Below are 19,915 nucleotides of genomic sequence, written 5' to 3' on the forward strand. Positions count from 1 at the left end.
TTAAAAGTTGATTATACTAAAATCGTATTTTTGAAATATCACGGAACAATAACTGCCGAATAAGATAATCCACAAATGAACAAAATAGAACACATTGGTATTGCCGTAAAGGACCTTGAAGCCTCAAATAAACTGTTTGCAAAACTCTTTGGGAAAGCGCATTACAAAACCGAGGAGGTAGCCTCCGAAGGGGTGAAGACTTCCTTTTTTATGGCGGGCCCCAATAAGGTGGAGTTGTTAGAGGGGTTAAATGAAGACAGCCCTATTAGTAAGTTTATTGAAAAGAAAGGAGAAGGCATACATCATATTGCTTTTGAGGTAGACGATATTGAAGCAGAAATAGCAAGATTAAGTGCAGAAGGCTTCCGGGTTTTAAATGAAACTCCCAAAAAGGGCGCGGACAATAAACTCGTTGCTTTTTTACACCCTAAGAGTGCTAATGGGGTTTTAGTAGAGTTATGCCAGGAGATAAAATCAATAAGCAATAAGCAATAAACAATAAACAATTAGCCGTGAACAGTAAGCACGAGATCTTTTTTGATTATCCTGTGGATGATTGAAAAAGGCTACGAGATGATGGGGCTGGATGAAGTAAGCAGTAAATTAAGTGCAAAATAACCGGCCTGAATGGTGCGTTGGCTTAAGTGAGCAATTAATCCGCTGTTTGATAAATATTAATTGCTTATAGTTAATTGAAAGAAGCCTGGGTTGCTTCCTCCGGTGTCGGAAGCGACCAGAGAATGTCCCCGGCTTTTAAAGGATTGGATAATGGCAGAAATTGGCAAAAAAGAAGAAAAAATACAACGCTTGATAGGTGAAATTTCTGCTATCATAGAGCGATTGGAGCAATTTGAGGCCGAAACTTCCGCCGAACTTTCCGAGGTGCACCCTAAATTTATCAAAAGCGCCCGTAATTTTATCCATTACTGCGCGCTGCGCAAAGAAGACATAAGGCCAATCCAGAAAAAGCTTGCCAACCTGGGACTATCCCGCCTGGACAAACCGGAAAGCCATGTTATGGCAAGTTTGTTAGCCAGCAAGGCTATCCTGGAGGGCTTTCTGAACAATGAACCTATTAAAAAACACAAGGCCCAGTTAACGTTTAAAAAAAGTAACAGGATGGGCAAATCCAACGCAAAAGCGCTGTTGGGTTATCGCTCCAGGGGAAGGCGGACGCGAATAATGGTTACCATACCTACAGCAGTTGCCTATGATTACCAGCTGGCCCATGATATGATTGCCAGCGGAATGAATTGCGCACGTATAAATTGTGCACATGACAGTGAAAAAGAGTGGAGCCTGATGATTGGACATATCAGGACGGCTTCCGAAAAACTGAAAAAGAAATGTAAGATCTCCATGGATTTGGGGGGGCCAAAAGTACGGACCGGTACTTTGCCCGCAGGGCCAAAAGTTAAAAGATTCAGACCTGTAAAGGATGTAATGGGCAAGGTTATTCAGGATTGTGAGCTCTGGGTAGGCCCATTGCCGCATCCCAACCCGCAGCTGTTGCATCTGCCCGTAGCATTAACAAGTTTGGAAAAGCTAAAAGCGGGAGACAGTTTATTCTTCAGAGACACCCGAAATAAGAAGAGGAAAATAACCATTACAAAGACAACAAAAGAGGGCTGTTTGGCCCAATGTGGTAAAACCACCTTTTTGGAAACGGGGATGCAAATGTATACCGATATTAAGTATTCTTCCGCGCCAATTGAGGTAGGGGAACTACCCAGGACGGAAGACTACCTGAGACTGGTCTCGGGAGATCTTTTACGATTGCACAAGGAAGCCGTACCCGGCGGACCTGCAATCAGGGATGAAGAAGGTAATTTAATGAGCCCGGCACATATTTCCTGTACCTCGTCAGAAATATTTGATCAGGTAAAGGAAGGGGAACCGGTCTTTTTTGATGATGGCAAGATTGAAGGCGTTATTAGACAACAAGCTCCGGATGAATTGCTCATAGAGATTGTCAATATCCGGAAAGTGGGAATTAAACTAAGGGCAGACAAAGGCATAAATTTTCCCGATAGTAAGTTAGCGCTCAAAGGCATAACTCCAAAAGACAAAAGAGATCTCGCCTTTGTGGTTCAAAACGCAGATATCGTAAACCTGTCTTTTGTAAACCAAAAGCGGGACGTAAGCAATCTTCATACTGAATTGCAAAAATTAAACGCCCCGTTGGGATTTGGGATCATTCTTAAGATTGAAACACAAAGTGGTTTTAATAAGCTGCCCGAGATTCTCTTGGAAGCTATGAGGACCTACCCTGTAGGAGTAATGATCGCCAGGGGAGATCTGGCCATAGAATGTGGCTGGGACAATATAGGCAGGGTTCAAAGGGAAATTCTTTCGCTATGCAGGGCGGCACATATTCCTGAGATCTGGGCAACACAGGTACTGGAAAACCTCTCAAAGCAGGGGATACCTTCCCGGGCCGAAATGACCGATGCCGCCATGGCGCAACGCACAGATTGTGTGATGCTTAGCAAAGGGCCTTATATTCTACAGGCTATTGAATTGCTAAGCACCATCTTAAAGGATATGGAACTTTACCAGGAAAAAAACGTACGCCTATGGCCTGCCATGGAGAGGGCAGATAAACATTAAGCTATTTTATAGTAGTGTGTGTGTTAATGACGAGCAGACAACAAGAGGGCGACTTTATTGCAGCCTAAAAGCAACAATAGGGTTTTGGTAGATCTTTATCAGCAAATAAAGAGCGAATAGCAGCAGGCTCTTCTTGCGGCGTTTAAAAATAAGTGGTAATATTGCAGTCCGAAATTTGAAGGTTTTCGGAAGTTTACTGAAACAAACCAGCAATAATTTTTGGTCCTATAGCTCAGCTGGTTAGAGCACCTGACTCATAATCAGGGGGTCCCTGGTTCGAGCCCAGGTGGGACCACTTAATGAAACCACAGCTTCCTGATAATTAGGTTGTTGTGGTTTTTTGCATATAAGAGGGTGTTTGTAAGGGTGTTCTTAAATAATAGTTATTGCATTCCGAAACTATTTTGTTGGAAGTTTTAAGAAAAGAGGTGGGGGTGGTTTTATATTCGGTTTTTCTTTTAATAGGGGTAGGTCGTAAAATAGGTTGTAACCATCCTTGTCCAAAAATCTATATATTTTATTACTAACCATTTAATTGGTCTGTAATGTTCTATCCTTCTAATAATTTAAATATACTATCGCCAATATTGCTAATGACTAATCTATAACCCATCGAGATTGTTTCTACAGTAGCAACATCATAAATCTTTTTAATGGTTTTCATGCCCATTTTCCGTAATGGAACAAAGAGTTCTTTAACCTGACATATAACTTGTTTTTTGGTCAACCTACCTAGATTTAGCTTTAACCAAGTTGCTTTTTCAATTATTGGGTCATCCTCTTTAATACCTTCTTGCAAAAGAAGAGGAATTGATTTTTCTATGACATTTTGAATTAATAATTGTTGTTTTGCAGAAAATGCTTTGGTATCGGCATCCTCTTCAACAATTTGAAACCACTCTTCAAATTCTTCTTTGTATTGCTGTTCAATTTCATCTTCTGGATGAACAGATATTGTATCTAATTGATGAATTATTTCTTTCCAACTGTTAAGAACATTTAGAATTGTTTTTATCTCTCCTTTATATGAATTGGCTTTAATTTCAGTCTTGTTGTATGGAAGATAATTCGCAATAAAAAGAACTTTCCCATTTTCTTTAAATGGTTTATTTACTCTAAAATAATAATCGGAATTGTCACCAAGACCTGTCAAATGAAATTGCAAATCTTTGTCTTTATCGATAATCATTATTTCGCTGTGCAGTTTCGCAACATTCCTCAATTGGTCAAAACCCGACTTAGCCGCTCTAGTAATCTCTAAAGGAATCTTATTATACTTTCCCATTCTACGATGTTTTACTTTATTCCTTTTGTAAAATCAAACTTACTCCGATGATTTACTGTATTAGATATTTCTTACTAATTAAAGCATTCAAAAATAAAATCCTCATAACTTCATCCCATACATTTTATCATCCAATTCCTTCCAATTTGGAATGTGTTTGGAAAGTTCTGCCCAAAACTCCTTTGAATGACTCTTTATCTTGGTATGTACTAGTTCGTGAACTAATAGGTAATCAATTAAGCTGTAAGGCAGTTTCACCGCATCAATATTAATAATGACATCGTTTGCTGGTGTACAGCTTCCCCAACGTTTCTCTAGTTTTCTAATCTTGAAATGATTAAAATCTAACCCTGTAGCTTTTGCCAATTTATTGATTCTTGGCGTTAACTTCTCTTCGGCTTTGGCTCTCAAAAAGGTTTCAAAGGCTTTCTTTAATTCTTCTTGATTATTTAATGATTTAGGTAAGGAAACTTTGAATTTAGATTCTGTGAAATCTATGATTATTTCATCAACTTGGTTGTTCTCAAATACCTCAACATAGTACTTTCTACCTAAGTATTGGATTCTTGAACCTGTAACAATATCATCATCACCAATGGAACTAACTAAGTCTAGTTTATCCAGTATCCATTTAGCCTTTTTAAGGATTAGCTTTTGCGCTTTCTCATCAGAAATGGATTTACCTTTCAAGACCACACCATCACCCTTATCCACAGTAATATAATGCGCTTTAAGTTTCTCCTTTTCTTTAAAGGAATATGCTATGGTTTTATGTCCGTATTGTACGCTAGGCATCCTTATTCTTTATTAGCACTTCTACCATTTCCTTTGCTTTCAATTTAGCATCTTCACGTTCTATTTTGGCTGTGGTCAAGTAGCGTCTAATCTTGTTTTCAATATCCTTTTTCACTTGTCCTTTTCGTTGCCATCCAACAATATCCAATTCACCTTTTATGAGGTCAAATATGGTCTTTGTAGCGTCTTCCGCATCTTCTCCAAACAAGACCTTCATGGAGTCGTAAACGGCTCTCTCACGCTCTGTAACAAAGCCTTTTTGTTCTCCTTCCTTTTGTTGGTCAATGATTTCATCTTGTATCTCCGTATAGGCTTTTAGCAATTCTAATTGGGTAATCCGTTGTTCGTTTTTTAGCTTCAATAATTCATCTAATCGCTGTGCCAAAGGTTTGTAGAAATCAGGACTCTTATCAATACCTACTTTTATAGTATGCTTTAAGTTATTTCGCATCTTCAACTCTTTAGTGGCTGGTGATGCATTCATTATTTCCTCTTTAAACTTATCCTTGTCAATTATGGATATAGGTTCAGCCAATAAACTTTCAACTCCTTCTGCCTTTAAATGTTCATCTATCATAGATTGAAGCATCTTGCTTTCGTCTTTGGTGATTTTCAATTCCTCGTCCTCTGGATAGGCATTTCTGGCTCTTAACTTTATCTCATTGAACAATTTAAAATCCCCTTGATACTTCAATGCTTTGGTATTGGGTAGCACAATATTAATCGACTTATTGAAATCCTTTAGCAATACCTTGAAATCATCACGCTTATTGATTGGTTCAATGAACCGCACAGCAGCATCGATATACTCCTCACGTTTATAGTTCCTGTCAATTTTCATTGGTTTAAAGAACTCCACCAGCTTGGTGTGGTTCATTACCAATTTGGGAAACTCTTCATTGATGTTCTTTAAAATATCATCGGGTCTTATATCCCCTGAAAAGATTTCCAATGCCTGAATCAAATACGCTGTGATACCGTTATAATCTACAATATACCCAGCGTTCTTTCCTTTTCTGGAACGGTTGACCCTTGCAATAGCTTGCAACAAGTTATGTTCCTTTAATGGCTTGTCTAAATACAAGCAAGAGGCTATAGGTGCATCCCAGCCTGTCAACAGCATATCCGATACAATTATGAATGCTGTATTGTCATACTTCTTTTTACCTGACTTCTCCTTTTCTGCTGCGTTCCCAAAGGGTAACTTGAAATCATTGGTGGCATCCTTGATATCTTCTGGTGGAACGACCAAAACAGGTCTTTTGTCTTTTGGATTTTCCTTGTTCCACTCTAAGGTCTCATAGTACGTTTTTGCAATACCGTCCGACTTTGGAGACCCCATACTTATGACCACCTTAGAATCAAAGTTGTGATAGCCTTCTGCTTTTAGTGATTCTAATACTTCTTGATATTTAATTGCTGCTTCTCTACCGCTACAGACTATCATGGCTTTATGACCATCTGGAAATATCTTATCCCTATAATGGTCAACCATATGTCTGCCTATGGCATCAATCCGCTCTGCCGACAACTGGTATTTCCGTAAGGCTTCCCTTTTCAGTTTATCTTTTTTGTCTTCCGAAAGATGCCCAAAGGTCTCCTCAAACTCTTGGTCTAGTTCCTCTTTTTTAACATCTAGTTTGGCTATGCCCTCATCATACAATAACTCAACTGTTGCCCCATCAGCAACAGATTCCATAATGGTGTATACATCAATATATTTACCACCATAAAACTCGGCAAGGGTGGATTTATCTTCTTTTGATATGGGTGTTCCCGTAAAGGCGACAAACTTAGCATTGGGCAATACTGTACGCATAAAGGACGCTAGAAACCCATAATGGCTGCGGTGTGCTTCATCAACCAGAATATAAAGGTTCTCCTTTTTAGATAGTTCTTCCAGTTCTATTTCCACTCGTTCTATCTCGACCCATTTACCCTTTTGAAGTTCTTTGGTAATCTTAGTGAGGGTTTTCTCATTCAGGTGTTTTTCAATCATGAGATTTCCTCGCTCCTCTAATTCTGTTTGGTCGGTTGAGGTGGTCGCATCTTTATCTGTTTCTTGAAATTTCTGCAAGGTAGTTGTGATGATTCCCCCATAATCGTTGCGCAATAATTTATCCAGATGAACCACAGAAGATGCTTGATTCACATTCTTAAAACCAACATTTTGAAAGGTAGTGGTAATCTGTCTGTCCAAGTCTTTACGGTCTGTCATTATCAGTACCGTAGGGTTGTCAAAACCATATTCAGGTGCTTGCAGCTTTCGGGTGACATACGCCATAGTTAGGGACTTACCAGAACCCTGTGTATGCCATACCACGCCACCTTCACCCCCTTGTAAGCGTGCAATGGTTTTATTGGTGGCTCTAAGTTGCTGGTATCTAGGCAACTTTTTAATGGTACTGCCTTCCTCCAATTCAAACAATACAAAGTGTCGAATGATGTCCAACACCCTCTCTTTCTTGAAAAGTGCTATGATTAGCTTGTCTTGGTCTTTCTTGGCTTGTTTGATGATGTCCGTATCTTCCTTACTGGTCTTAAACACAGAATAGAACTGCTGTGGTGAATTTATCGCTCCATACCTACCACCAACGTCCCAAATACCTGCACAGATTTGATTGTAGTGAAATAGCTTTTCTGAATTTTCTTGGTAATACTTTAAATCACCAAAGGCTTTGTCCCAAGCGTTTTGTGCCGTAGGCGACTTGCATTCAATTACACCAATAGGTAAGCCGTTGATATATACTACCAAGTCAGGTACGGAGTGTTGATACCTGCCATGATACTTCATTTGATTTACCACCAAAAAGTCATTGTTCTCTGGATGTAAGTAATCTATAAAGTGAACCACCTTAAATTCTTCAACGCCATCTATGGTCTGCTTCACAGCGAATGTTCCCCCTCTAATGAGTTCCCAGACCTTTTCATTTATCTCCATTAATGATGCCCCATTAACGGTTGTTATTTCATTGTATGCTTTATTGAGGTTGTTATCATTAATCCAAACATTTAGCCTTTTGATTGAAGCCAACAGCCTGTCTTTTAAGATAACCTCTGTGATGTCTGTTCTTTCATCTTGCTGACTAGCATCAAAGTATTGATACCCCATCTGCTGGAACAGCTTTATGGCTGGCAACTCGCTGTGTATGTATTCTGGTGATTGACTCATTTATCTAAATTGCTGTTTTATTTTTGCCATAATAATACAGGGCTAATTCTAAATCTCTTAGGCTTATAGAATCGTCTTCTAAATTACAAGTCTTTAACCAGTCATTCATTTTGGTTGTGTAGAACAATACTTTACCTATGTTACCGTCAGGTCTTTTTTTAAGAGTTAGATTTTTAGCACTATCAAATAGTTTAGACCAAGCTTCTTTTACCCTACTGTCATAAATTGGAATCCTATTTGGGGCGATAAAATGTAATGCTTTTGAAGTCCCTACTACACTATTATTGATTACTGGAGAAAGTGTATTGAACAACCAAACAATATCTCCATCACCTTGTTGTAACTTTTTAAGCTCATAAAAAACCTTTTCCTCCAATCCTTTTATTTTTTCAAAATGAATAGTTGGTATTGTAGGCATCCAAGAATACGCAAAAGCAACAATCTTCCAAAAATCATCTATAGTGTCTAGATTGTGATTTGTATAAATTTTATAAGAATATTGATACCATTCTCCTTCCTCATGGCTTTCTATATCGCCTTTAATATGGTCACTAATTTGCTTATATAACTTGAAGTCAAGATTCATAAATCAAATGGTTTTGGGACAGAAACTCCCTTTATTATGTTTTCCATTGTTTGACTTATACAATAATAGTATTATTAAGTTGCACTCGAACCTTACCTGTTAATAACTGTTGCATTAAGCCTTGTTTTAATTCTTGGTAGTTGGTTTTCTTTTCTAATAAAACCTCTAGTTTTTCATCTATCGATTGAAATATATCAACTATTTTGTTTTGTTCTGTCAATGATGGTAATGGGATTCTTATAGGGTCTATTATTGACCTTGATAAGCTTGGAACGCCTGTTGCCTCGCTATGTTTTCTCCAATTAATGGACTGAAATACAACATAAACATAAAAAGGGATAACACCGACAAATGAATGAGTGTAAAAAAGAGTATCAACTGTCCAGAATTTTCCATTTAGAAAAACAGGTTTGTCAATAGTTCCTTTTCTGCCAATTCCAACACTCTCGCCATCATATAAATACTCATCTACATATGTCATTACACCCCCAGTACCGTAAACGGGTATGTTCCCTTCACTTAGATGTTTATAATCTTTACCTCCTCCTAGTGTTAGAACATCTCCAATTTTCACAACCTCCCAACTCTTAGGAATCTTACCCAAAGGAGAATCTTTAAACTCGGTATGCCCAATGCCTTTGGTCAATAAACGTTGCATTAAGCCTTTTTTGAGTTCTTGGGTTTCGGTAATCTGTTGGTCTATGACCTCAATTTTGGCATCTACTGTGCTTAGTATTTCAGCTATTTTTTGTTGTTCTGGTAGGGGTGGGACTGGAATCTTAAAACTAGCCATTGCTCTTGTATCTAGAAATGGTTGAGCATTACCAGTAAATAGCTTATTCTGCTGCTTTTTGATTTTATCGCTGTTCAACACATAATAAATATACTTTGAATCATTTCCTTCTTTAACTCGAATTCTAGGAGCATTGTAAGAAAATGGCAACCCATCCCATAATTCTTTTACCAAAAAAGAAATTCCAGCTGTTGCACCAGTACCAGCCATTAGCAAATCACCTTTTCTTACAGTTAACTTTTTTGTTTCTTCTGTCTCTTCAATGAATTTCGGGGAATTTGATTTAAAATCATTTATTCTTATTAATCTAATGCCTTCATCTGAATTTTCAACATAATTCAAATGCTGCGAGGCAAGACCTCTTTTAATATCGGCTATATCTCCAAGATTCATTATTACCCAGTTAGCTATCATATACCTAACTCCTTTAAAAACCCAGCTAATTTTTTATTAATATCAGCCTCTTTTACTTCCAATACAGCTAACTTTTGGTGAACTTCTTTAATATCCACCTCTGGTTCGGGTTCGCTGGTATCAATAAAACGTGAAATGTTGAGGTTGTAATCGTTTTCGGCTATTTCTTTAACATCTACAATGCGCATGTATTTATCCACATCTATAGCACCATCGTAAGCAGTAACAATTTTACTAACATGTTCTTCCAGCAATTCATTTTGGTTTTTGCCATCCTTAAAATCGCTACTAGCATTAATGATGGTTACCTTACCCTTCTGTGCTTTGGTTTTGTCTTTGTTGATTATCCAAATAGAAGCTGGTATTCCAGTATTGTAAAATAAGGCACTTGGCAGACCAACTATGCCTTCAACCAAATCGGCTTCCAATAAGGCTTTCCTAATCTTACCTTCTGTGCCACTTCTGAACAGCGTACCATGTGGCAAGACCACACCAGCTTTACCATCTTGTTTAAGCACAGCAATCATATGCTGTAAAAAGGCTAAATCGGCATATCCTCTTGGTGGTATCCCATATTGAAAACGTCCGTATGGGTCGCTCACTACCTTGTTATAGTTAGGTGATACTTTCTTCTCTTTACCGTTCTTGTCCAGTTTCACTTCAATAGAGTTTTCGGCTGGTGTCCACCACCCATCTTGTGAAAAGGGTGGGTTGGCAATTACCCTGTCAAAAAGGGTCAGTTCGTTATTGTCATTCTTATGCTGTGGAGTAGTAAGGGTGTCACCTTTTCTAATATCGGCATCCATAAAGTTATGGAGTAGCATGTTCAGTTTACCTATTGCCCAAGTACCCAAGTTCTTTTCTTGCCCAAACAGGGAAACATTAACGTTGTTCCCAACCTTACCGTTAGGTTGCTGTGCAATGTATCTGGCAGATTCAATCAACATACCGCCAGAGCCACAAGTTGGGTCATATACTTTTTGTTTAGGTTCTGGTTTAATCAGCTGTACTATTAATTGAACTACACCTCTTGGTGTATAAAATTCACCACCTTTCTTACCTGCATCATCGGCAAACATTTTAATCAAATACTCATAGGCATCCCCTAAGAGGTCGTTAGATTCTAGGTGGTCATTGCGCAATGAATGTTGGTTAAAGTGTCGCAACAAACGCTGTAATAACTCATCTGACAGCTTCTCTTTGTCTCCAAACTTTGTGGCTGTCATGACCCCCTCTAAAGAAGTGTTTTCGCGCTCTATGGCAGCAAAGGCTTTGTCCAATGCAATACCAATGTTCTCGGTTTGTTTCTTTATGTTCTCCCAACGAGATTCCTCTGGTAACTGAAAATAGGTTTCGTCTTCTGCATCTGCTCTGGAAACACCATCACGCTGCATAATGTTTTCAACCTCTTCTTCAAAAACATCATTGGAACGCTTTAAGAACAGTAATCCAAAAATGTAGTTTTTGAAATCAGAAGAATCGATACTTCCTCTTAATATGTTTGCTGAATCCCACAGCCATGATTCTAGTGTGGATAGGTTTAGTTTGTTTTGAGTCATTAAATATGTCTTCCTGTTGGGTTAATTTAAAAATCTTTGAGTGATTAAAGCAAAAATAAAACCAATAATCAGTCCTATTACATATTTCAACACATCGGTTTTCATTTCTTTTGACTGGATTAGATATTTCCTTAATACCCATCTAGTTCTTATAGCTGCCAGATAATTTAACTTAAAAAATATAGTAGATTGTTGTTTGCTAGAAGATAAATACTCTAGACTATAGTTACAACCATAAGGAATTATTCCATGATTTTTGGATGGTAACTTTTCAAAGGTAAATTCAGATTTATTATATGGCTGAACGGACATTGTAACTAATGGGGAAGATTCAATAACCGAAACTCTGTATATGTTACCTCGTTCGCAAAATATTTCGCAATCCTTGTATTCTAATAAATCTTTTAGGTAATATCCTTTTAAGGTCATTGTAAAATGGTTTTTGATACTTTAATAAGATATTCTACTAAGTTTTCAGTTCTTCGCTTTTTTTTGATTTTAAAACCAAATAATTAATAAACGCACTACAAGATACAAGCATGAACTGTGCATCACTAAATTCACTTTCGATATAATCGGTATCAATCCCATGCCTAATACCAGTCTCGCCTTGATTGCTATAAGCATAAATCTTCTCGAAACCAGATTTTAGTTGACTATTTATATGTATTCCATACTTATTCATTTTCGATAAAGCCTTGCCTAATGTACTGATTCCAGTTAAAGATTTACAAGTAGCCTCTACAGCTGATATTGACTCCTTTATAGAATTTCTATAGTCTGGTTTATTTCTGTCAGACAACAAACTTAAAGCCTTTGTTAAGTGAATATTTGCACCATTTAAAGAAGTATAATCTTTAGTTAATTTCATCGTTTCCTGAATTGAAGTCAATTCTAAATCATTGGAAATTCGAATCAATTCATCCTTTACTATTCTGTATCCAGCATATTCCTTCTCTAAAACCTTATTGATTTCTCTTGAAAATAAGAAGATTTCAGTCTTTTCAAAGAGTGTATTAAGACAGAACTCAACGAAATCATATTTTTCAAACCACTCACTCGCAAAATATATTTTTTTTATTTTCCCCTTTATATCATATGGTTCAAAGTATTCAATTTCATCAACTGGTTTTTTGTAAAACTCGTGCCATAAATTCCTTGCAAATTCATCAAATTCTGAAATTTTATAGTGGTTTTTATACTCTCCTTTACGGTCTAGAATTTGAATCTTAATTACATTCCATAAACCATTAGAAAGGTCTTCATCAATAGATTCAACCTGCATTGGTTTTGATATTTCTGTAACACCTATTCTTTGTGAAAAATTCATGTGCATTATTTCTTACAAGAAATAAATATAGATATAAAAGGATGTTAATAAAATGTCTCGTAATGGTAAAATAAAAAAGACAGCAATTTAGGCTGTCTTTTAAGTAGTTTTTAAAAGTAATTAGAGTTGTTCTCAAGTATGGGAATGTACAAACTGAATATCCTTCCTAAGATACTACTATTGTGGAGTTAAGCTACTTTATGCAAGGAGCAAAAACGGGTAGTCTGTTAAGGGAGGTCTTTTGTATTACATATCTAACCTAAACTCTCCAAATAACTAACCATTTTCTTTCCTTGATAGCTTTTTAAAAGGAAAGGGGGGGGATAGGTAACATTTGGAACTTTCACTTATATACTTATACTTAATTAAATATATATTTTAAAAGTCTTTGGAAACTACTACCCCCTCCCCTATATTAAGCTGATAACTTTAAAAACACTTGCTCATCATTGTCATCGTTGGATTGATTATCAATTGCATAAACATACCTACCACCTCTTTTTCGTTTCTTGTAACCACGTTGAGAAAGAAGTTTACCTAACTTAACATTGTTTCGTTCATCTATTGGTACTTTGAACTCGTCACTAAGATGATTAAGAAATTCACCTGCACTTAAGTATAATTGCGCATCATCAGTATTATTCGCAGGTTTATAATTATCAATTAAATCTTCGATAAGACTTTTTTGCCTGAATTTCTCATTCCTTTCAGTAAGCTGTTTGTTATCATCTTGGTCAAAGTAGTACTTGAAACCAGATGTCAATAACTTATAGGCTTGTGAAAATACCCCTTGATGATTTACTGGACTTGTATAGTCTATTTTCTCAACTCTAAAACATAAATATCTTCTATTACCAGTAGTGTCCGTCAAGAACTGGTCTTCATTAACAGAGCCAATAAATGATGCGTTTCTAGGTAAATCTTCAACCATCCTCCCATATGGTCTCCTAACTTTAACCTTTCCTTTGGTAATCATTTCTTTCATTTCGTTATTGCTCTTTCTAGTAAGATTTGAAAGTTCATCTAAATCGATAATAAAGCATTCAGCTAAATGAATAAGCGAATCTTTACTTTTTGGGTCAATCATTCCAGAATACTGATATTGCTGTAACTGTTTCGGCAATAGATTCCTAATAAAGGTAGACTTACCAATACCTTGTCCTCCCGAAAATATCAATGCCGATTGGTTGACTATATGAGAATCAATAGCACAAGCCACCATTGCTACAAACCATCTTTTGAAAGCATCTGTAAAGAACTCATTGTCATCGGTACTGACTCTTTTAGCCAAGTCGGCTATATAATCTGTTTCCCCATCCCACACGGGCAGTTCAGTTAGGTACTCCACCATTGGATGAAATTCAGGCGAAAAGTCAGATTGAAGGAGGTCGACCAATTTATTCTTATGAATATTGTGACCTTCAAGTTTCAACTCTCTAACCAATGAGTTGACCATTCTATCTGTTAACATCAAGAAATGAGTTTGACCTAGTTTTTTGTATTCAACTGTACCTCTGACAATATTAAATCGAAATTCATATTTTGATAATAAATAAGTTTCTATGGGGTCTGTTTCCTTAAACGAATCTTTTAAGGGTGCTAAAACCCTAGAATATGCACTTTCTATAGACTTTGAGACCTCAAACTTATCATAAGCATATTTACCCATTATCAACTTAGATGCTGATTTTATGGGTATCCCTAGCCTATTACAGTTACGCCCAAGTGAAAAAACAAAATTGTTTCTCTGCCCCTCAACGAATTGATAAGACTTATTAGTAAGAGCAAGAGCCTTTGAAAATTGCTCTTCAATTAAATCAACAATTTGGAAAGCCTTTGAATTTGGATTATGGTATAGTTCAGGGTCATACGATACAAAGCACAACCTACTCACATCTTTGCCGCTTTTATCTACTTCTAAATTCAAGAGAGATTCATAATATTCGGCAACCTGTTTAAAAGCTACAGCATGTAAGTCTATATCTGAATCGACCTGTACTAGGATTTTAAGTCCTGCGCCAGAGGGAGACACAAACACAGCTAACGTATGAGGGTCATGAATTACTTGTTGTTTAATCTGTGGCAACTTTCTTACTCCTAAGTTGTCTAAATCTAGTACAACAAGACTTGAATATTCTTTTAGATTTCCTTCTTTTCGAGATACGTTGAATGTTCCACAGGGAGTAAAACCTGTCAAACCCCTCTTCAACTGGCTATAGTCTTCACCTCTCTTTTTTTGGTCTCTAATTTCTAGCAATACTTCTTTTTGAAAAGTACCTTTCTTTATTCCTGATAAGACATCCGATAAATCCATTTCACATTTCGGTTTACTAAATCCTTCGAAATAACTTATTGTTCTTTTAGCTTGCATAACGTAGGTTTTTAGGGTTAGACAATTCAATTTGTGCAAGAACATCCTCTAAGAGATAAAGTGGTTTTCTCCCAATTTTATGGGATGGTTTTAAAATCCCCCTTTTGTTGTGATTGTGAAGTGTTACGAGTGAAATGCCGAGCATTTCTGCTACTTCTTTTCTACATAAGAACTTTTTCATATTTATAATTTTAGTTAACCGCACACCTTTTTGGTGAACTTGAGTACAAAGTTAAGTCCAATACACATGGATTCGTTTTGCAAAACGCTGATATAGAGCGTTCTAAGTAGTAAGGGGTAGCTAGTCAGAATGAGCCTTAAAGAAGTGATGAAAAAAGGGGTAGGTAGGTGTAGCCGTATTTAAAATAAGTCCACAAGGAAATGGATTTTATAGGATTGTTCAGGTTTTGAATTGTTATTCTTTAGGTTCTTAAATCTATTTCCATTTCGGTCAACAAAGAGTTGTTCTGCTATCTTATAAAATCGCCCATTGGAAATTTTGTCTCTATCGTTAAGATGTTTGATAAAATAATGTAATTGGTTAGGGTTTTGCATCCATCTTATAGAATCAATAATCGACTTTATACCTCCCGAAAAGATTAATTTAACATCTTCTCTAGTTGTAGACTCATTGAAATATATAGGAACTAATTTGGAATAGATTTCTTCAAAATTCTTATTGAACTTCTCTTTATTTATCAAATTATAAGTTTGAAGATACTTTGGCTGACTCTTTTTAGATTCTTCATGTTCAGCAAGTAAGTCTACTTCATAGTCTTTATAGCTGGAATTAAGGTCGTCTAGTAAATTCAAAATATGCTGATTAAGTTCATCAAGTTTCCTAGTTGAATTAGATTTAAGCAAATCCAGTTTTAAACCACTCGTCTCAATACTAAGTTTATTTAAGTTTTTCGTATCCAGAACCCCCCTTAGAAATAGAAAACATTTAGAATAGGTTTTTGCCATACCAAACGAGTGCTGACTTTTGTATCTCATGTGGAACAATGGCAGGAAATGTTTTATATCATCAAATTCTGCCTCAATCCCATTCCATAGATAATTCTTAGAAATAAACTGTCTTCTGTCCTCTGAAAGAATCAGTTTGTTTTCTATAAACCCAGAACCTTCATCTTCCTTAAATTTTATAGTTCCTTCGTTATCAATCTTTTTGAATGTATAATTAAGCCACCCTTCGAAGAATTTCATTACAGGCAATTGCCCTATCTGTTTTAATAGGATTTCCTCATCTTTTTTATATTCCCCTTTAAGTTTGGGGAAATAAGGGTCTTTATAATTAATGCTCATATTGGTTAAAGGTTGAAGTATCCGCTTTTAGCAATGTTAACCGCTCTTTGTTCTTTCTCAATTCTAATATACTTGTAAAACTCTTTCTCTGTACTATGTCCAGAAAAATGCATTATCTCATAAGTTGACATCCCCTTTTTGTACATATTGGTACAAAATGACCTTCTTGCAGTATGAGTTGCAATAAGTTGGTATTTTGGGAGATTTTTGCTTACTAATTTACCTCCTTTTGTAAATTTCGTTGTAATAATTTCATCAATGCTTGCCTTTCGACCTACTTCTTTAATAAACTCATTTATATCTTGTTCATTCATCTTTTTCGGAGGTAGTCCATTGTTCACCGTTTTATTAATAATGTAGTCAATCTCTTTTGTGATTGGACAGAACACTTCTTTACCTGTCTTTTGTTGGTGTATTCTAAAGAATCTAATACCCTCACTTTCATGAAAATTATTATCAGTTAATCCATTATAATCACTTACTCTCTGTCCTGTATAACAGCCGATTATAAAAATATCCCTTGCTCTATCCCAATTTGGAAACCCTGAAAGGTCAAGAGTTCTGATTTTTTCTAGTTCATCTTCATTTAAGTAAATGGCTGTGGTTAATTCAGAGATAACCTTGAAATGCCTAGAAGTAAATATTAGATTTTGATTATGCCCATCATTTGTAGCACTTCTCAAAACCGCTTTGAGGTTCTTTATATGTTTTCCAACGGTATTAGCCTTTTTTCCATCCTCCTGCAGAAACTGAACAAAGTCATCATAAAAGTCATAATCGAAATCATCAAAATTCAATTTCGTATTAAATTCTTTTAACAAACGCCTTGTTTGTCTATACGACCTTAAGGTAATTGGTTTCAATCTATTCTCATTTCTCTTTAAAAAAACATCATAATACTGGTAAAAGGCTACAGTTCCATCATCTTCTTTAGATTCTGACTTGCTAGTAATTTGGTCTAGTTTTGATTTTAGACCTTCAATGGTTATTGGAATGCCAAGTGAGTCCAACCTTGTGAGTTCTTTTTTTAACTCTGATTCAAGTCTGTTTAAATAATCATTGATTTCTCCTCTATTAAGAATATGTGCTTTGTTCCTTACCCGTTGCTTTTGTAAATCCCAATCATTAAAACTACAACTATAGCCAGTCGAGTATTTGAACCTCTTTTTACCATAAGAGAAATGCAAATAGATAAGTGAAGATTGATTAGGAGTTTTGGATAGTGACTTTAATGACTCTTTAAAAGCAAATCTGATTGTGCCTTTTGTCCGTTCTATTACACTCATATGTCTATAGGGTGTTAATTAGGGTGTAAATAATACTTAACGAATATAAACATATATTAATTGTGCTTTACTATAAACTTTCACAAATACCAGATAATATAAGGCTTAAGAGTAAATATAAATTAAGTGTGGTAATTTGCAATTAAATATGAAGTGGTACAGGTGGGACCACATCAAGCAGAAAACCCACGCCAAACGGCGTGGGTTTTTTTAGTTCCTGAAAGAAAAACATGCTTGCATGATTTTTCGAATTGGAAATGTAAAAGCCAACGCATCATCTGGCTCCTCACTGCAGAAGGTCCACCGGACCTTCTGCCACCGTTCGGCTCTCTGGTCGCTTCCGACCTAGGAGGAAGCAACCCAGGTGGGACCACAGATAGAAATCGTAACTCTCTTGATTATAGAAAGTTGCGATTCATGGTTGTTAATAATTGTACGATATTTGTAATGTAAATTGTTCTGAACATAATTTATCGCAATCTCTTGAATAACTAATTGTTGTCCAAGAATTATACTGCTATTGCGGTATGTTGGTGCTCAACAAATTCGTTTAGAGTCGTTAATTTTCTATGTGCTTTGGGGAATTGGAATTGAATTTGGGAAGCTTAGAATTTTATTGTTAAATACATCATTCGTTACAATTCTACGAATATTGTTATTCAAATTTCTATATCCATCCCTATCTTTATAGTAGAATAATTTTAATCTTTTTAAGCCATTATCATTTAGAATTTCACTTAGTAATGTCTTATCAGTAAGCCCAAGAGAATGTCCTAATGTGTATACTTCAAATTCTCCCACTGAATTTAAAAATTCTAAAAGTTTAGCATAAGAAGAAGCCAGATTATATTGCTGCCGCTTGAGGTTCCTTAAATAAGAGTTATTATTTTTATCAATGAGCCTAATGTATTCGGGATCTGTATCATCACCACAACCAAACACCATGGGATTTTCAATATTTAAAAGATTCCCATGTATATTGATGAGATCTATTTTTGGCAGTGACAATGTCTTTAAATATTGTTTAATAGTTTCAGTGTAATTAAAGTTTAAAAAAAGTGTTCGAGATGGATTATTCTCGTTAAATATGTCAAAGTAATCTGGAATTAATTTCAAGTTAGCAGTAGCAATCCGATTTTTTAAATAATGTAAAAGATATTTTTTAATAATTTCAAAATCTATATTTAATTGGTCTATTTGGTTTTCTTCAGTTTCTGTAAGAACTTTAAAATAATAACCTTCAATATCTACCCAGTCAGCCTCAAAGAATTTTTTCAAAATCATATGAAACAGTTTATTTTTGGGAATTATTCTGCCAGATCTTGTCGGACTAGGCGGAAAAGTTGCCAATCTGATATAATTTTCCTTAATAAATTCAAAGGATTGATTTTCACTCATGAGGAAACCAACATCGATCAAATCTCTTCTAATATCATCATTATATTGAATTGATTCATTGATTAAATATTCTATAAAGTGCGAATAGGAAGTATTTAATCCATGTGAAAGATCAAATCCGTTTCCTAAGATGATAAGTTTATTCATTGTAGATATTTGGAGTTTTAAACCATTGAGTTTTCATTCTGTTAGATTTCATAAAAGCCGTTTACTATACCACCAAAGATTCAATTCATGTTCAAAACCTTGCAAAAAAAGTTTGAATATAAACACCGAAATCTTTAATCTATTTTGTCCTTTTAATCCTAAAATGATCAACCCAAGCAGCTTCATTTACCTCATAAGTGACGTTTAATTGAGATCTATCAACTTCATTTAACATTCTGTCATAGTAATTAAAATCCTTTATTGGATAATGCAGCATTATTATAATTCTATTACCGGCATCCCTTATATTATTTCGCCCAGCAGTGGAGAGGTCTTCGTAAAAATTTAAAGAAAAAGTGTATTTCTTTTCTGCTATTGGATCAGAACCTTGAACCTCTAATCTAGCTTTAGTTTGCTTTAACTGGCTTCTATATGGCGAATAAAAATAAGTTTCAACCTTATCTATTTTGGTTGCGGTATAAATGTCACCTGATTGACTGAATCCGGAGGCAGTGCACACCAAAAACAAAATAAAAATTGAGATATTGAACTGTCTTTCCATAATAGTTGGTTTTAAAAAAAGTTGAATTATAAATGGTTAAAATATTAATTACTATAGATCATTCAATTCTCAGTGTCTAAAGCACAACTCAAAGGTCTAGGATCAGTGATCCTTGTTTTCCTATTTGACCTGACATTTACACTTTCAAAAGCCTGAGACTTTACCGAACCTTTTCTTGCATCTACTTTTAGAGACATTTATACAATTATATAAAAATGATTAGGGGGGATATTCATAGAAAAGCTAAATCTAATAAATCTGTCTTATAATTGATTAAACAAAAACCTTAATAATTCTGTGGT

General features: G+C 35.6%; 16 protein-coding genes and 1 tRNA gene. 3 read left to right on the top strand and 14 right to left on the bottom strand.

What is annotated here, in order from left to right; all coding sequences use genetic code 11:
* The first annotated feature begins 75 nt into the window (after positions 1 to 75).
* From mce to J1G40_RS00585, 3 genes are all read left to right on the top strand, one after another.
* Positions 76 to 495 carry a methylmalonyl-CoA epimerase gene (mce, locus tag J1G40_RS00575; protein ID WP_265240325.1) on the top strand — a complete coding sequence of 140 codons (420 nt, stop codon included), beginning with the start codon at positions 76 to 78 and terminating at the stop codon, positions 493 to 495.
* A gap of 273 nt (positions 496 to 768) precedes the next feature.
* The gene (locus tag J1G40_RS00580; RefSeq protein WP_265240326.1) at positions 769 to 2,610 is read left to right on the top strand and encodes a pyruvate kinase; all 1,842 of its coding nucleotides are present in this window, start codon (positions 769 to 771) and stop codon (positions 2,608 to 2,610) included.
* A gap of 221 nt (positions 2,611 to 2,831) precedes the next feature.
* A tRNA-Ile gene (locus J1G40_RS00585) sits at positions 2,832 to 2,905 on the top strand.
* 255 nt (positions 2,906 to 3,160) lie between these two features.
* Here the strand turns inward: J1G40_RS00585 and J1G40_RS00590 are convergent.
* From J1G40_RS00590 to J1G40_RS00655, 14 genes are all read right to left on the bottom strand, one after another.
* Positions 3,161 to 3,895: a hypothetical protein gene (locus J1G40_RS00590; protein ID WP_265240327.1), complete on the bottom strand. Its 735-nt coding sequence runs from the start codon at positions 3,893 to 3,895 to the stop codon at positions 3,161 to 3,163.
* A 102-nt stretch (positions 3,896 to 3,997) separates the two neighbouring features.
* Positions 3,998 to 4,690: a M48 family metallopeptidase gene (locus J1G40_RS00595; protein ID WP_265240328.1), complete on the bottom strand. Its 693-nt coding sequence runs from the start codon at positions 4,688 to 4,690 to the stop codon at positions 3,998 to 4,000.
* On the bottom strand, positions 4,683 to 7,862 hold the full coding sequence (locus tag J1G40_RS00600; protein WP_265240329.1) for a type I restriction endonuclease subunit R: 3,180 nt from the start codon (positions 7,860 to 7,862) through the stop codon (positions 4,683 to 4,685). The genes J1G40_RS00595 and J1G40_RS00600 overlap by 8 nt, the downstream gene beginning before the upstream one ends.
* A 4-nt stretch (positions 7,863 to 7,866) precedes the next feature.
* Positions 7,867 to 8,448 (bottom strand): hypothetical protein, encoded by a 582-nt coding sequence (locus J1G40_RS00605; RefSeq protein ID WP_265240330.1) that lies wholly within the window; start codon positions 8,446 to 8,448, stop codon positions 7,867 to 7,869.
* Between the two features lie 55 nt (positions 8,449 to 8,503).
* Positions 8,504 to 9,634 (bottom strand): restriction endonuclease subunit S, encoded by a 1,131-nt coding sequence (locus J1G40_RS00610; protein WP_265240331.1) that lies wholly within the window; start codon positions 9,632 to 9,634, stop codon positions 8,504 to 8,506.
* A 17-nt stretch (positions 9,635 to 9,651) separates the two neighbouring features.
* A complete protein-coding gene (locus J1G40_RS00615; RefSeq protein WP_265240332.1) occupies positions 9,652 to 11,214 on the bottom strand; it encodes a type I restriction-modification system subunit M in 1,563 nt (520 codons plus the stop codon).
* A gap of 21 nt (positions 11,215 to 11,235) precedes the next feature.
* Positions 11,236 to 11,643, bottom strand: a complete 408-nt coding sequence (locus tag J1G40_RS00620) for a hypothetical protein (protein WP_265240333.1) — start codon at positions 11,641 to 11,643, stop codon at positions 11,236 to 11,238.
* Positions 11,644 to 11,680: 37 nt separating this feature from the next.
* Positions 11,681 to 12,544 (bottom strand): AbiJ-NTD4 domain-containing protein, encoded by an 864-nt coding sequence (locus tag J1G40_RS00625; RefSeq protein ID WP_265240334.1) that lies wholly within the window; start codon positions 12,542 to 12,544, stop codon positions 11,681 to 11,683.
* Between the two features lie 415 nt (positions 12,545 to 12,959).
* Positions 12,960 to 14,915 (bottom strand): VapE domain-containing protein, encoded by a 1,956-nt coding sequence (locus tag J1G40_RS00630; RefSeq protein ID WP_265240335.1) that lies wholly within the window; start codon positions 14,913 to 14,915, stop codon positions 12,960 to 12,962.
* Positions 14,905 to 15,096, bottom strand: coding sequence for a helix-turn-helix transcriptional regulator (locus J1G40_RS00635; protein ID WP_265240336.1), 192 nt, complete (start codon positions 15,094 to 15,096; stop codon positions 14,905 to 14,907). Before J1G40_RS00635 ends, J1G40_RS00630 begins: the two co-directional genes overlap by 11 nt.
* A 179-nt stretch (positions 15,097 to 15,275) precedes the next feature.
* Positions 15,276 to 16,220: a hypothetical protein gene (locus J1G40_RS00640; protein ID WP_265240337.1), complete on the bottom strand. Its 945-nt coding sequence runs from the start codon at positions 16,218 to 16,220 to the stop codon at positions 15,276 to 15,278.
* 5 nt (positions 16,221 to 16,225) lie between these two features.
* Complete coding sequence (locus J1G40_RS00645) at positions 16,226 to 17,506, bottom strand: site-specific integrase (protein WP_265240338.1); 1,281 nt, start codon at positions 17,504 to 17,506, stop codon at positions 16,226 to 16,228.
* 567 nt (positions 17,507 to 18,073) lie between these two features.
* Positions 18,074 to 19,051 (bottom strand): bacteriophage abortive infection AbiH family protein, encoded by a 978-nt coding sequence (locus tag J1G40_RS00650; protein WP_265240339.1) that lies wholly within the window; start codon positions 19,049 to 19,051, stop codon positions 18,074 to 18,076.
* Positions 19,052 to 19,190: 139 nt separating this feature from the next.
* Positions 19,191 to 19,613, bottom strand: coding sequence for a hypothetical protein (locus tag J1G40_RS00655; RefSeq protein WP_265240340.1), 423 nt, complete (start codon positions 19,611 to 19,613; stop codon positions 19,191 to 19,193).
* Positions 19,614 to 19,915 lie beyond the last annotated feature (302 nt).

This window comes from Muriicola sp. Z0-33 (assembly GCF_026126425.1).
GTDB lineage: Bacteria > Bacteroidota > Bacteroidia > Flavobacteriales > Flavobacteriaceae > JAFMPW01.